This window comes from Arthrobacter sp. 05L45_2 (genome assembly GCF_056397525.1).
The window spans coordinates 1-13,502 of record NZ_JBFTNO010000008.1 but is presented as its reverse complement, the minus strand read 5'-3'; the positions used below and the strand labels follow the sequence as shown (position 1 = coordinate 13,502).

At 67.6% G+C, this 13,502-nt stretch carries 13 protein-coding genes; all 13 read right to left on the bottom strand.

All coding sequences use genetic code 11. The annotated features are described in order from the left end of the window. Nucleotides 1–20 precede the first annotated feature (20 nt). Nucleotides 21–665 (bottom strand): MazG nucleotide pyrophosphohydrolase domain-containing protein, encoded by a 645-nt coding sequence (locus AC1DHD_RS01525; protein ID WP_476878004.1) that lies wholly within the window; start codon nucleotides 663–665, stop codon nucleotides 21–23. A gap of 76 nt (nucleotides 666–741) precedes the next feature. Next, nucleotides 742–1,899, bottom strand: coding sequence for an adenosine deaminase (locus tag AC1DHD_RS01520; protein WP_476877985.1), 1,158 nt, complete (start codon nucleotides 1,897–1,899; stop codon nucleotides 742–744). A gap of 32 nt (nucleotides 1,900–1,931) precedes the next feature. Further along, a complete protein-coding gene (locus tag AC1DHD_RS01515) occupies nucleotides 1,932–2,672 on the bottom strand; it encodes a DedA family protein (RefSeq protein ID WP_476877984.1) in 741 nt (246 codons plus the stop codon). A 181-nt stretch (nucleotides 2,673–2,853) separates the two neighbouring features. Further along, entirely contained in the window at nucleotides 2,854–3,516 is a 663-nt protein-coding gene (locus AC1DHD_RS01510; RefSeq protein WP_476877983.1) for a DedA family protein, read from the bottom strand. Between the two features lie 167 nt (nucleotides 3,517–3,683). Next, nucleotides 3,684–5,021: a thymidine phosphorylase gene (locus AC1DHD_RS01505; protein ID WP_476877982.1), complete on the bottom strand. Its 1,338-nt coding sequence runs from the start codon at nucleotides 5,019–5,021 to the stop codon at nucleotides 3,684–3,686. Continuing rightward, nucleotides 5,018–5,422 carry a cytidine deaminase gene (locus AC1DHD_RS01500; protein WP_476878003.1) on the bottom strand — a complete coding sequence of 135 codons (405 nt, stop codon included), beginning with the start codon at nucleotides 5,420–5,422 and terminating at the stop codon, nucleotides 5,018–5,020. The genes AC1DHD_RS01505 and AC1DHD_RS01500 overlap by 4 nt, the downstream gene beginning before the upstream one ends. A 14-nt stretch (nucleotides 5,423–5,436) precedes the next feature. Continuing rightward, complete coding sequence (locus tag AC1DHD_RS01495) at nucleotides 5,437–6,777, bottom strand: ABC transporter permease (RefSeq protein ID WP_476877981.1); 1,341 nt, start codon at nucleotides 6,775–6,777, stop codon at nucleotides 5,437–5,439. Beyond that, nucleotides 6,774–8,168, bottom strand: coding sequence for an ABC transporter permease (locus AC1DHD_RS01490; protein WP_476877980.1), 1,395 nt, complete (start codon nucleotides 8,166–8,168; stop codon nucleotides 6,774–6,776). Before AC1DHD_RS01490 ends, AC1DHD_RS01495 begins: the two co-directional genes overlap by 4 nt. Beyond that, on the bottom strand, nucleotides 8,161–9,774 hold the full coding sequence (locus AC1DHD_RS01485; protein WP_476877979.1) for an ABC transporter ATP-binding protein: 1,614 nt from the start codon (nucleotides 9,772–9,774) through the stop codon (nucleotides 8,161–8,163). Before AC1DHD_RS01485 ends, AC1DHD_RS01490 begins: the two co-directional genes overlap by 8 nt. 179 nt (nucleotides 9,775–9,953) lie before the next feature. Beyond that, nucleotides 9,954–11,063: a BMP family lipoprotein gene (locus AC1DHD_RS01480; protein WP_476877978.1), complete on the bottom strand. Its 1,110-nt coding sequence runs from the start codon at nucleotides 11,061–11,063 to the stop codon at nucleotides 9,954–9,956. A gap of 283 nt (nucleotides 11,064–11,346) precedes the next feature. Beyond that, nucleotides 11,347–12,372 carry an NADP-dependent oxidoreductase gene (locus AC1DHD_RS01475; RefSeq protein ID WP_476877977.1) on the bottom strand — a complete coding sequence of 342 codons (1,026 nt, stop codon included), beginning with the start codon at nucleotides 12,370–12,372 and terminating at the stop codon, nucleotides 11,347–11,349. Next, complete coding sequence (locus tag AC1DHD_RS01470) at nucleotides 12,369–12,800, bottom strand: organic hydroperoxide resistance protein (protein WP_476877976.1); 432 nt, start codon at nucleotides 12,798–12,800, stop codon at nucleotides 12,369–12,371. Before AC1DHD_RS01470 ends, AC1DHD_RS01475 begins: the two co-directional genes overlap by 4 nt. Before the next feature lie 73 nt (nucleotides 12,801–12,873). Next, nucleotides 12,874–13,266 (bottom strand): MarR family winged helix-turn-helix transcriptional regulator, encoded by a 393-nt coding sequence (locus AC1DHD_RS01465; protein ID WP_476878002.1) that lies wholly within the window; start codon nucleotides 13,264–13,266, stop codon nucleotides 12,874–12,876. Nucleotides 13,267–13,502 lie beyond the last annotated feature (236 nt).

Genomic DNA, 13,502 nt, shown 5'->3' with positions numbered 1-13,502 from the left:
GTGGGATAAGTTACGGAAAGCTATCCAGTCCCCGGACGCGGTGCTGATGGTGCCGCGCCGCGGGCATCGCCGTCGTGCGGGCCCTCCTGGGCCTCCTGGAACGCCCGGTTGGCTGCCCGGAGCGCCCGTTCCGCGTCCAGTCCGTTGGCCCGGGCCGCCGCGACGATGCCGAACAGCACCTCACCGAGTTCCTGTTCGGTGGCGGGCGCGACGGCGGCGGGCGGCGCGGGGGCTGGTGGCCGCGTTGCGGCCGTGGCGCGTTCGGCGCGGTCCAGCAGCTTCTGGGTCCGGGCCAGGGCCGGCAGGGCGGCCGGGACGCCGTCGAAGACGTGGCCGCGGTCCGGCTTTTCGGCCCTCTTGACCGCGTCCCAGGTCTGGACGATGTCCTGCACTGGGGCGGGAAAGGTCTCCTGCAGGGTCCCGTCCGGGCGGAAGACGTGCGGATTGCGGCGGATCATCTTCGCGCGCAGGCCGCGGGCGACGTCGTCGAACGTGAACGCGCCGCGTTCCTCGGCGAGCCGGGCGTGCAGCACCACTTGCAATAGGACGTCGCCGAGTTCCGCCTGAAGTTCGGCGTCGCCGCCGTCGGCCTCGATGGTTTCGGCTACCTCATGGGCTTCCTCGAGGAGGTATTCCACGAGGGAGGCGTGGGTCAGGGCGCCCATCCAGGGGCAGTGGACGCGCAGCTCGGCGATGGTTCGCACCAGGTCGCCGAGCGGCGCGTCCACGGGGTTGGAGTCCTTAGCCAAGGTCGGCGTAGGCCTCGTTGATGTATTCGACCAGGGCTTCCTTCTCCTCCAGCGGCAGGAACGCGGCCTCGGCTGCGTTCAACGTGAGCTCGAGCAGGTCATCGAGGTCGTAGTCGAAGGTCTCCACCAGGAGCTCGAACTCGTCGGTSAGSGTGACRCCGCTCATSAGCCGGTTATCRGTGTTGATGGTGACGTTGAAGCCCARCTGGTAGAGCATGTCCAMCGGGTGGYTYTCGATGCCTTCRCCGAAGCCGGCGATCGCACCGGTCTGCAGGTTCGACGACGGGCAGATTTCGAGGGCGATGCCGCGGTCCCGGACCCAGCTGGCCAGCTCGCCCAGGGTTACGAGGCCGATGTTGTCATCGACTTCGTCACTGTCCGGGTCGGCGTCCTCGGCCTCTTCGAACTCGACGGACACGTCTTCAGCGATCCGGACGCCGTGGCCCAGGCGAAGGGCGCGGCCGTCCACCAGGGCGGACTGGATGCTGTCCAGCCCGGCGGCCTCGCCGGCGTGGATGGTGGCAGGGAAGTTGTGCTCGGCCAGGTAGGTGAAGGCGTCCTTGAAGCGGGAGGGCAGGAAGCCGTCCTCGGCCCCGGCAATGTCGAAGCCGACGGCACCCTTGTAGCGGTGCCGGACGGCCAGCTCGGCGATTTCCTGGCCACGGTCGGCATGGCGCATGGCCGTGATCAGCTGGCCGACCTGGATCTCGCGTCCGGTCTCCGCGACGGCGTCGACGCCGGCATCGAGTCCGGCCTGGACCGCTTCGACGACGTCGTCCAGGGACAGGCCCTGCTGCAGGTGCTGTTCCGGTGCCCAGCGCACCTCGCCGTACACCACGCCGTCGTCCGCCAGGTCCTCAACGAACTCCTTGGCTACGCGGAACAGGCCTTCCTTGGTCTGCATCACGGCGATGGTGTGGTCGAACGTTTCGAGGTAGCGGACCAGCGAGCCGGAGTCTGCGGATTCGCGGAACCACTCCCCCAGTGCGACGGGGTCCGTGGAAGGCAGGGTGTGGCCGACGGCCTCGGCAAGTTCAATAATGGTGGCCGGACGGAGTCCGCCGTCCAGGTGGTCGTGAAGGGAAACCTTGGGAAGGCCCTTCAGGTCGAATTCGAGGTCAGGGGCAGCGTCAAGAATAGTCTCAGTCACGTTCCAACCTTAGGGTCGGACGGCGCCGGGCGCTACTTGCGGGAGGCGTCGTTCTCCGCTGACCGGGCAGTCAGCACCGGCTCGGACCCGGCAGCGTCCGCGGCGCCGTCGGTTGCGGCATGGTCCGGTGCAGTGCCGGCGGCGGCACCGTCTGTCGGCTCGTCGTGCCGGCCCAGCCGTTTGTGCCACCAGCGCAGCGCGTGGTCAACGGCGATGCCCAGGACAATGGCGAAGACGACGGCGATCCCGGCGCTGAGGAGCGGGTTGTGGTGCAGCCACGGGAAGGAACTGGCGAGGATGCCGATCCCGATCGAGTAGATCACCCAGGTGAGGCACGCGACGGCGTCCAGGAAGAAGAAGCGGCGGTGCGGGAACCCCGTGGTACCGGCCACGTAGTTGACCGCGACGCGGCCCCAGGGGATGTAGCGGGCGGTGAAAATCAGGACCGCGCCGCGTTTTTCCAGCTCGTACCGGGCCCAGGCGAAGACGCGCTGGACTTTGGGTTTCCGCATCCAGCGGAAGCGTTCGATGCCGATCTTGCGGCCCAGCAGGTAGGCCATGTTGTCCCCGGCGACGGCGCCGATCAGTGCCGTCAGGCCGAGGAGCCAGAGGTTGGGCTGTCCACTGTGCCGGGAGTACGCGGCGAGGGCCACAATCAGGGTTTCGCTGGGCACCACCATGGCGAAGCCGTCGACGAAGAAGAACACCAGCAGGAGGGGGTAGATCCACCACTGGCCGGCTGCATGGAGCACGGCCTCATTAATGAACTCCACGCGGGCTGCGCTCCTCGAAAACTGAAGGGTGGGAATGTACCCGGGACGGAAGGGGATCGGTAATGCTGGTTTACGGCACCGACGTGACGTGAATCGCACCTAAGTGTCCCACGTGCCGGGCGCCGGGCGCTACGCGGCGGGACCGAAAAATCCGGCCATGACGCGGGCCACGGGGCCGCTGTCAGCCGTCGGCGGGCGGGGCCGTCCGTTGCCCGTCCGGCTGGCGTCCGTCCGGCTGGCGTCCGTCCGGCACCCGGCCGCGGAGCCGGCTGAGGCCGAGGTCGACGGCGATGCCCAACAGAATGGCGCAGATGATCGCGATGGTGGCGCCGAGGAGGTGGTTGTCTTCGAACCACTGCCCGAAGAACAGCCCGACCGCCACGGAGTACCCGGACCACAGCATCGCGGACAGTATGGTGAGGCCGACAAAGCGGGAGTGCGCGAAACTGGTGGCGCCGGCGGTGAGGTTGACCGCCACCCGGCCGATGGGGACAAACCGGGCCACCATGATCAGGGAGGCGGGACGTTTGCGGAGTTCACCGCCGGCCCACAGGAAGGCCCGTTGCGCCCGGTACGCTCGCATCCAGGCCCAGCGTCCGGTGCCGGTTGCCCGGCCGATCAGGTAGGCGATGTTGTCGCCGGTGAACGCGCCGGCGGCTGCGATCACGGCCAGCAGGAGCGGGTTGGGCACCTCGGCGGAGGCGGCCACCGCGGCCAGTCCGACCACCACGGACTCGCTAGGCACGGGCGGGAAGAACCCGTCGATCACACAACAGGCGAAGACGAGGACGAGGACCCAGGGTTGGCCTGCGGCTGCCAGGATGAAGTCGTTAATTGCCTGCACGGTTTCCTAACGCACGGCGGTGCCCGGTTTCTCCCGGAATACTGTGGTGCCAGTGTACTGCCCGCCCCGGCGCCCGTTGCCCTATCACTTTTGGCGGCTAAACCGGGGTGAGAGCAGCCAAAAGTGATAGGGCAACGGGTGGGGCGGGGCTGGGGTCGCCCGGGGGGTTAGGCGATCCGGTCGATAATGAGCTGCTGCGCGGGGCGGGAGCCCTCGGGGGCGATCACGGCGGCGTGCTCGAGCGCCTCCTTGGCACGGTCGAACTTCTCCGGCGTGTCCGTCAGAAGGGTCATCAGCGGCTCGCCGGCGCGGACCGTGGCGCCGGGCTTGGCGTGCATCCGCACACCGGCGCCGGCCTGGACCTGGTCCTCCTTGCGGGCGCGCCCGGCACCGAGGCGCCACGCTGCGACGCCCACGGCCATCGCGTCGAGTTCCACCAGGACACCGTCCGCCTGCGCGTAGATGGTTTCGGACTCCTTCGCGACCGGCAGGGTGGCCCGCGGGTCGCCGCCCTGGGCCTCGATCATCCGGTTCCAGACGTCCATGGCCCGGCCGTCCTTGAGCGCGGCGCGCGGATCGGCGTCGTGCACTCCGGCGCAGGCGAGCATCTCCTCGGCCAGCCGGACGGTGAGTTCGACGACGTCTTCCGGGCCGCCGCCGGCCAGGACCTCGACGGATTCCTCGACCTCAATGGCGTTACCGGCGGTGAGGCCCAGCGGGGTGTTCATGTTGGTCAGCAGCGCCACGGTGTTGACGCCGGCGTCCTTGCCCAGGGCCACCATGGTCTCGGCGAGTTCCCGGGCCCGGGCCTCGTCCTTCATAAACGCCCCGCTGCCCACCTTGACGTCCAGGACCAGGGATCCGGTGCCTTCGGCGATCTTCTTGCTCATGATCGAGGAGGCGATCAGCGGGATGGCCTCGACCGTGCCGGTGACATCGCGCAGGGCGTAAAGCTTCTTGTCGGCCGGGGCGAGTCCGGCGCCGGCGGCGCAAATGACCGCGCCGACGTCCTGGAGCTGGGCGAGCATTTCCTCGTTGCTGAGCGCCGCGCGCCAGCCCGGGATGGCCTCGAGCTTGTCCAGGGTCCCGCCGGTGTGGCCGAGGCCGCGGCCGGACAGCTGCGGCACGGCGACCCCGAAGACGGCCACGAGGGGCGCCAGCGGCAGGGTGATCTTGTCCCCCACGCCGCCCGTGGAGTGCTTGTCCKAGGTCGCCTTCATGCCGCCGTCGGGCCGGCGCAGGCTGGAGAAGTCCATCCGCTCGCCGGAGGCGATCATGGCCGCGGTCCAGCGGGAAATCTCGGCACGGTCCATGCCGTTGAGCAGGATGGCCATGTTCAGGGCCGCCATCTGCTCGTCGGCGATGGCGCCGCGGGTGTAGGCGTCGATAGTCCAGTCGATCTGGGCCGGGCTGAGCACGCCCTTGTCCCGCTTGACGCGGATGATGTCGACGGCGTCGAACGCTTCAGCGTTGCCGCCGGATGTGTTGCTGGTGGTCTGTGTCACCGGGTTTCCTCCAGGTTTTGGGGGCCAAATGCATCGGGGAGCACCTGGTCCATCGTCTTGATGCCCTGCGTGGTCATGAGCTGCATGTCGGGGGCCCGGAATTCGTAGAGCAGCTGCCGGCAGCGCCCGCACGGCATCAGCACGTTGCCGTCCGCGTCAACACAGTAGAAGGCGCGGAGTAGGCCGCCTCCGGTCATGTGCAGGTTGCCCACCAGTGCGCACTCGGCGCAGAGGGTGAGCCCGTAGCTGGCGTTTTCGACGTTGCAGCCGCTGACGATCCGGCCGTCCGCGGTGAGGGCAGCAGCCCCCACCGCGAACTTCGAATASGGCGCGTAGGCSTTCTTCATSGCCGCGACSGCGGCGGCCTCGAGGGCAGCCCAGTCCACGGCGGCGGCAGGCATGGTGTCCGTCATGGTCAGCCCTTGACGTACGGGATGCCGCTGGCTGCCGGCGGCCGGGAGCGACCGACCAGGCCGGCGACGGCGAGGACCGTCACCAGGTACGGGAGCATGGCCATGAACTGGCTGGGTACCGGGGTGCCGATGATCGTCACGATGCTCTGCAGGTTGTCGGCGAAGCCGAACAGCAGGGCGGCGAAGAACGCACCGATCGGGTTCCAGCGGCCGAARATCAGCGCAGCCAGGGCGATGAAGCCGCGGCCGCCGGAGATCTCCTTGGTGAAGCTGTCGATCGCGACCAGGGTGAAGAAGGAACCGCCGATGCCTGCGATGGCGCCGCCCAGGGTGACGTTCCAGAAGCGGGTGGCATTGACCTTGATGCCCATGGTGTCGGCGGCCTGCGGGTGCTCGCCCACGGCGCGGACGCGCAGGCCCCACTTGGTCTTGAACAGGCCCACCCAGACAACGATCACGGCGATGTACATGAGGTAGCCGATCAGGGACTGCTTGAACAGGATGGGCCCGATCAGCGGGATGTCGCCGAGGACCGGGATGGTGATGGGGTCCAGGTGGGCCGGCGAGTTGAACTTGTCCTTGTCCGCCTGCATGACGGTGCTGAACAGGAAGCCGGTGACGCCGGAGACGAGGACGTTGAGCACAACGCCGACGATGATCTGGTTGACGACGTATTTGATGCTGAACAGGGCCAGGACCATGGACACCAGCGCGCCGGCGACGGCCGCCGCGAGCAGGCCCAGGAAGGCGTTGTGCGTCAGGGTGGCGATGATGGCGGCCGTGAACGCGCCGCCGAGGAGCTGGCCCTCGATGGCGATGTTGACGACGCCGACACGCTCGCAGAGCACGCCGGACAGCGAACCGAACACCAGCGGGACCGCCAGGGTCACCGATCCGGCGATCAGGCCGGCGAGGGAGATGTTGGTGGTGCGGGCGCCGCCGACCACCCAGATGAGGAAGGCGGCGACGAACAGCACGATGAAGGCGACCGTGACCCAGCCCGGGACCTTGGTGTCGCGGGTTTTGAGGAACACGGCGTACCCGGCCAGCGCCAGCATCAGCACCGACAGGACGATGCCGCCGAGGAACGCGGGGACTTCGAGGGCCGGGAGCTGGAAGAAGTCGCTGCCGGTGGAGATCCCGAACTTGGCGGTCTGGTGCGGGCCCATCAGGCCAAAGAAGATGAACGCGACGACGGCGAGCACCACCAGGGTGGCCGGGAGCTTCCAGGTCACCGGCTTGGCGGTCACGGCGGTGGTGTGCTGCTTGGGCGACGCCGCTCCGGCTGCGCGCGGTTCGGGTTGCGGCTTCCCCGGCTGGGGCGAAGTTGCTGTTGTGCTCATGCTGCTGCTCCGGTGGTTGCTGCCTTTTTGGACGTGGCGGCCTTGGCGGCCTTCTTCTTGCGCGGGTTCAKKCCGAASAYCGCSCGSAYCAGCGGCGGSGCSGCGATGAAGAGCACGATCAGGGACTGGACCACCAGGACAATATCGATCGGCGTTCCGGTCTGGATCTGCATCTGGACGGCGCCGGCGCGGAAGGCGCCGAACAGCAGGCCGGCGGCGAAGGTGCCCCACGGCGTCGAACGTCCCAGCAGGGCCACCGTGATGGCGTCAAAGCCGTAGGTGGCCGCAACGCCGTCGGTCAGGACCTTTTCGGTCCCGGCCACCTGGGCGACGCCGGACATGCCGGCGAGGGCGCCCGCGATGGCCATCACGAGGATGGTGGCCCGCGGAACGTTGATGCCGGCGGTCAGGGCGGCCTTGGGGTTGGCCCCAACGGCGCGGAACTCGAAACCGATCGTGGAACGGTTCAGCACCCACCAGACGAAGACGGTCGCGGCGATGGCCAGGAGGAAGCCCAGGTGCAGCCGGTACTGGGTGCCGAGGATCTGCGGGTAGACGGCGCTGGGGTCCAGGATCGGCGAGATCGGGTTGGTCTCCCCCGGCCGCTGGAATGCCGGCGTGTTCAGCAGGTACCGCAGGAAGTACAGCGCGATGTAGTTGAACATGATGGTCAGGATCACTTCATGGGCGCCGGTACGGGCCTTGAGGAAACCGACCAGGCCGGCCCAGAGCGCGCCGCCGACGACGCCGGCGACGAGGACCAGCAGCAGGTGCAGCCCCATGGGCAGGTGCAGGGCGAAACCGACCCAGGAGGCGAGGATGCCGGCCATGATGATCTGGCCCTGCGCACCGATGTTGAAGAGGCCGGCGCGGAACGCCAGGGCGACACCGAGACCGGCGGTGATCAGCGGGGTCGCGATGGTCAGGGTTTCCATCAGCGGGGCGAACTGCCCAGCCACCCCGGAGCCGCGGGGGTTGAACACGGAGCCCTGGAAGAGCGCCACGTAGGACCGGGTGGCGGCGGACCAGACGGCGGTCAGGAAGTCGCTGGGCCGGGCGAAGAGGTAGCCGGCGGTGGCGCTGACGGTCTTGTCGGTGCTGGCGATCAGCAGGCCGCCGAGGATCAGCGCGAGGAGTACGGCCAGCACGGAGACCATGCCGGATCCGGTGAAGATTTTCCGCAGCACGGAGTCGGGGCCGCCGGGGACAATGCCGCTCTGGCCCGAGACCGGGACGGCGGAGGGGCGCATGGCCCCGCCGGCGGTGTCCAGGGAGGTGACGGTGGTGGAATCTGCCGCCTGTGCTTCGGTTTCCGACGTTTCTGTTTCGGCCGCGGGGGTTTCCCGCGGGTCCGGGTCAGCCGCGTGGCGGGGCTTGTTGGTCTCAGTCATGGTGCTCTCCTACGGCGCCGGAGGTGGGCTCCTGCGCGGGCTGGGCGGCGGGCGCCGGGGCAGCGGCTGTTGTTGCCGGGGTCTTGGTGGTGTCGGCGTGGGCCTCGTCGGGCGACAGGCCGGCCATCATGAGGCCCAGGACGTCGCGTCCTGTTCCGGCCGGCACAATGCCAACCAGCCGGCCTTTGTAGAGCACGGCGATCCGGTCGGCGAGCTCGATCACTTCGTCCAGTTCGGTGGAGACGATCATCACGGGGGTGCCGTGGTCGCGCTCTGCCACGATCCGCTTGTGCAGGAACTCGATGGAGCCGACGTCGACGCCGCGGGTGGGCTGGGAGGCGATGAACAGGCGCAGCGGACGGGACAGCTCGCGCGCCATGACCACCTTCTGCTGGTTGCCGCCGGACAGGGTCCCGGCCGCCAGCGCCCCGGACGGGGTGCGGACATCGAATTCGTCGATCCGGGTCTTGGCGTTCTCCAGGACCTTCGCCGGGCTCATGCTGATGCCCTTCGCGAAGGGTTCCTGGTCGTAGCGGTCCAGGATGAGGTTTTCGGCGATCGAAAAGGTCCCGATCAGGCCGTCCACCGAGCGGTCTTCGGGCACGAACCCGACGCCGGCTTTGAGCACGTCCTTGACGCTGCGGCCGACCAGTTCCTCGCCGTCGAGGAGGATGGAACCGTGGACGCGGTCCTGCAGGCCGAGGATGGCCTCGGTGAGCTCGGTCTGCCCGTTGCCCTGCACACCGGCGACGGCGAGGATCTCACCGCGGGCGATGTCGAAGCTGATGCCGTCCACCACGTGCTGGCCGCTGGGGGCGATCACGGTGAGGTCCTTGACCTGGAACGTGGTTTCCTGCGGCTTGGCCGGGGCCTTGTCCAGGGTCAGGTTCACGGCCCGGCCCACCATCATCGAGGCGAGCTCGGTGGTCGAGGCGGTGGGGCTGGCGGAACCAACCACCTTGCCGCGACGGATCACGGTGATGGTGTCCGAGACGGCTTTGACCTCGCGCAGTTTGTGCGAGATGAAGACGATCGACGTGCCGTGGCTCTTGAGCTGGCGCATGATGTCCAGCAGTTCGTCGGTGTCCTGCGGGGTCAGCACGGCCGTGGGCTCGTCCAGGATGAGCACCTTGGCGTCCCGGACCAGGGCCTTGATGATTTCCACCCGCTGCTGGACACCCACCGGCAGGTCTTCGATCAGGGCGTCGGGGTCGACGTCGAACCCGTACCGGTCGGAGATCTCCTGGATCTTTCGGCGTGTGTCATCGAGGTTGAGGAACCCGCCGGCTTTGGTGGTTTCCGCGCCCAAAGCCACGTTTTCCGCGACGGTGAAGACGGGGACCAGCATAAAGTGCTGGTGCACCATACCGATGCCGGCTGCCATGGCGTCCCCGGGGCCGCGGAAGCTGACGGGTTTGTCGTCGATGAGGATCTCGCCCTCGGTGGGCTCGTAGAGCCCGTAGAGGACGTTCATCAGCGTGGACTTGCCAGCGCCGTTCTCGCCGAGCAAGCAGTGGATCTGCCCGGGTTCAACCACCACATCAATGTGGTCGTTGGCTACCAGGGAGCCGAAGCGTTTAGTGATCCCCTTGAGTTCAAGTTTCAAAACTCTGACCAATCTCGATTTGTGTCCGGGGCACGGCCCGGACGGGGGTGATGGGGCTGCAGGACCAGCCTAGTGCCTGCTGCCGTGGGTGAAACCAGGGGTGGTGCCCCCGGCAACGAAAAGCGCCACAGCCCGTCCGGTCTGGGACCGTCCGGGCCGTGGCGCTTGGCGGCGGAAAATTACGCCTTGGGGCTCGCTGCGGATTCGACCTTCAGCTTGCCGTCGGCGATGTCCTTCTTGATCTGGTCGAGCTCGGTCTTGAGCTCGGCCGGAACCTGGGACTCCATGTCGTGGAACGGAGCCAGCTGCACGCCGTCGTTCGCGAGGGTGCCAACGTACGGCGTGTTGGTGAACTTGCCGTCCTTGTCTTCCTTCACAACGGTCTCCACGGCCTCGCCCATCTGCTTCATGACGGAGGAGAGCATGATGTCCTTGTAGTCCGGGGCGGTGAGGAAGCCGTCGGAGTCAACCCAGATGAGCTTGACGTCCTTGCCTGCGGCCTTGGCTTCCTTCAGGGCTGCGCCCGCACCCTTGCCGACCGGACCTGCGACGGGCATAACGATGTCCGCGCCCTGGTCCAGGAAGTTCTGGGTGAACTGCTTGCCCTTGTCCTGCTTCTCGAAGTCACCGGTGAAGGAGCCGTCCTGCTTGGCCTTGTCCCAGCCAAGAACCTTGACGTTCTTGCCCTTCTTTTCGTTGTAGTACTTCACGCCGTCGGCGTAGCCGTCCATGAAGATAGTGACGGTCGGGATCTTGATGCCGCCGAAGGTGGCAACGGTGCCGGTCTTGGTGGTGCCGGCTGCGAGGTACCCGGCGAGGAAGGCTGCCTGGGCCGTGTCGTAGATGATCGGCTTGACGTTGGTGATCGGCTTGTCGTAGCCGAAGTCAATGATCGCGAAGTGCTTGTCCGGGTTCGCCGTGGCCTGGGCCTTGGTGGCGTCGCCGAGGAGGAAGCCGACCGTGATGGTCAGGTTGCAGCCGGCGGTGACCATGGCGCGCAGGTTCGGCTCGAAGTCGTTGTTGGTCTTGGACTCGACCTGGTTGACCTTGATGCCGAGGTCCTTCTCGGTCTTCTTCAGTCCCTCGTAGGAGGACTGGTTGAACGACTGGTCGTCGAATCCACCGGAGTCGGAAACGATGCAGCCCGTGTAGTCGCTGGCGCCCGCGCTGGCGGTGCTGCTGGCGGTGGGGGCGGCCCCGCAACCGGTGAGCATCAAGGCGGCCGCACCTGCGGTGGCGACACCGGCCATTGACCCGCGCTTGAATGTTGCGCGCAGTGAGTTCTTCAAAGTTCCTCCAGGAAGAAAGTGATAGGCGCTACGACGGTAGTCCAATGAGTGTCTGCTTCCGGTTTTCCCCCGAAACACTGTTGTCACTGACGGATTCGCAGCACTGCGCCGAGGCGCACTGATGCAAGATACTTTAGTGGCATGAAACACGTCGGGTAACACAGTTCACAGTCATTTCCCAGATTGTTGAGAACTTGTTACCAAGCGGTATGCCGTTCCGCGCGGGCACACGCCTGAGGCCCCGGAATCCAGGATTCCGGGGCCCCGTTGTTTGGGGTCGGGATTAGACGCGGACCAGCATCTTTCCGGTGTTGGCCCCGTCCAGCAGGTCCATAAAGGCCTGCGGCGCGTTCTCGAGCCCGTCAACGACGGTCTCGTCGTAGCTGACGGCGCCGCTGGCCAGCCAGCCCGACATGGCTTCAACGAACTCGGCCATGTGCTGCCAGTATCCGCCCACGAGGAAGCCCTTGAGCGTCAGCTGCTTGCCGATCGCCAGCATGAGGTTGCGCGGCGCCGGGGTCGGCTCGGTGGAGTTGTACTGGGCGATGGCCCCGCACATGGCCACCCGGCCGCCGACGGTCAGGGAGGACAGTGCGGCTTCGAGGTGCTCTCCGCCGACGTTGTCGAAGTAAACGTCGATCCCGCGCTCCCCCGCGGCTTTGGCGAGCTGCTCGGCGACCGGGCCGTCGTGGTAGTTGAAGGCGGCGTCGAAGCCGAGCTCCAGCAGGCGGGCCACCTTGTCGGCCGAGCCCGCGCTGCCGATAACCCGGGACGCGCCCATGGCCTTGGCAATCTGGCCCACGAGGGAGCCGACGGCGCCGGCAGCGCCGGAAACGAAGACGACGTCGCCGGCTTTGAACTCGGCAACCTTGAGCAGGCCGGCGTAGGCGGTCAGCCCGGTCATTCCCAGCGCACCGAGGAACGCCGATGCCGGGGCGAGGTCGGTGCGTGCCGGCGTGGTGGCCGTGGCATCGAGGACGGCGTACTCGCGCCAGCCGAGGCCGTGGACGACAGTGTCGCCGACGGCACGGCCTTCGGCCTTGGAGGCGATGACCTCGCCGACGGCGCCGCCGTCGAGCGCGGCGTCGAGGGCGAACGGCGCGGAGTAGGACTTGACGTCGTTCATGCGGCCGCGCATGTAGGGGTCGACGGAGATGAAGAGGTTGCGGACCAGGATCTGGCCGTCCTGGAGTTCCGGCAGCGCGGACTCGGCGAGGCGGAAGTTCTCCGGAACGGGACGGCCGTGCGGCCGGGAGGCGAGCTGGATTTCGCGGGTGACGGCGGGGAGAGTGGTGTTTTCGGTGCTCATGCTGCGACCTCCATGATGGTGATGTCTACGGTGATGTTTCCGCGGGTGGCGTTCGAGTAAGGGCAAATCTGGTGGGCTTTGGCCACCAGGGACTCGGCGGTCTGCCGGTCGACGCCGGGAAGGGCGATCTCAAGTTCGGCGGCCAGACCGTAGCCTGCCCCTTCGTCCAGGGCGCCGAAGTGGATCTTGGCGGCAACCGCGGAGTCGGTCAGGTCGGCGCGTTCCTTGCGGCCCACGAGGCGAAGTGCCGAGTGGAAGCAGGCGGCGTACCCGGCGGCGAACAGCTGCTCCGGGTTGGTCCCTTCGCCGTTGCCTCCCAGTTCCACCGGGCTGGCCAGGGTGACGTTGAGCTTGCCGTCGTTGGTCTGGGCGTTGCCGTCGCGTCCTTCGCCGGAGGCCAGGGCCTCGGCCGTGTAGAGGGTCTTCATGGGGTTCCAATCTGTTGGGGGCAGGGAAGTTTCTGGGTCCGGACCGCCGGCGGGGAGCCGGGTCCGGGGCCGGTCAGTGGCCGGAGTGCAGGGCGGCGGTGAGCCTGCCGAGGGTTTCGCGGAGCTGGTCGAGCTCGGCGGCGGAGAGTCCGGCGGCGTCCGCGAGCCTCTGCGGGATGCCGGTGGCCCGGGCACTGAGAGCGGCGCCGGACTCGGTGAGGAAAACCTCCACGCGGCGCTCGTCGGCTGCGGACCGCCGTCGTTCCACGAGCTCCAGGGCCTCAAGCCGCTTGAGCAGCGGGGACAGTGTCCCGGAGTCCAGTCCGAGCTCCTCGCCGAGACCGCGGACGCTGCGGGGCTGGTCCTCCCAGAGCACCATCATCACGAGGTACTGCGGGTAGGTCAGTCCGAGCTCTTCCAGCATGGGGCGGTAGGCGGCAGTGGCTGCGCGCGACGCCGAATACATCGCAAAGCACACCTGCCGGTCCAGCCGGGGTGCGTCCAGGCCGGGGGCGCTGGATCCGGCGGACTCCGGGGTCTCTGTTTCGTTCACATAAAAAGAGTATCGCGCAATTCAGTTGCACACAACTCAATTGAGCACAATGCCACTGGCCTCAGTGCCGTAACGCCGGGTTTCCCCCACGTTCGCGGTGCCCCAAGGGCCCGCCGGTTACAGGTCGCGGAGGGTGCGGAGTGCGGCGG

Coding starts and splice junctions, on each gene's coding strand:
- AC1DHD_RS01525 (WP_476878004.1), bottom strand. CDS start 665: ATGGGCGCCCTGACCCACGCCTCCCTCGTGGAATACCTCCTCGAGGAA.
- AC1DHD_RS01475 (WP_476877977.1), bottom strand. CDS start 12,372: ATGAGCACCGAAAACACCACTCTCCCCGCCGTCACCCGCGAAATCCAG.
- AC1DHD_RS01470 (WP_476877976.1), bottom strand. CDS start 12,800: ATGAAGACCCTCTACACGGCCGAGGCCCTGGCCTCCGGCGAAGGACGC.
- AC1DHD_RS01465 (WP_476878002.1), bottom strand. CDS start 13,266: ATGTATTCGGCGTCGCGCGCAGCCACTGCCGCCTACCGCCCCATGCTG.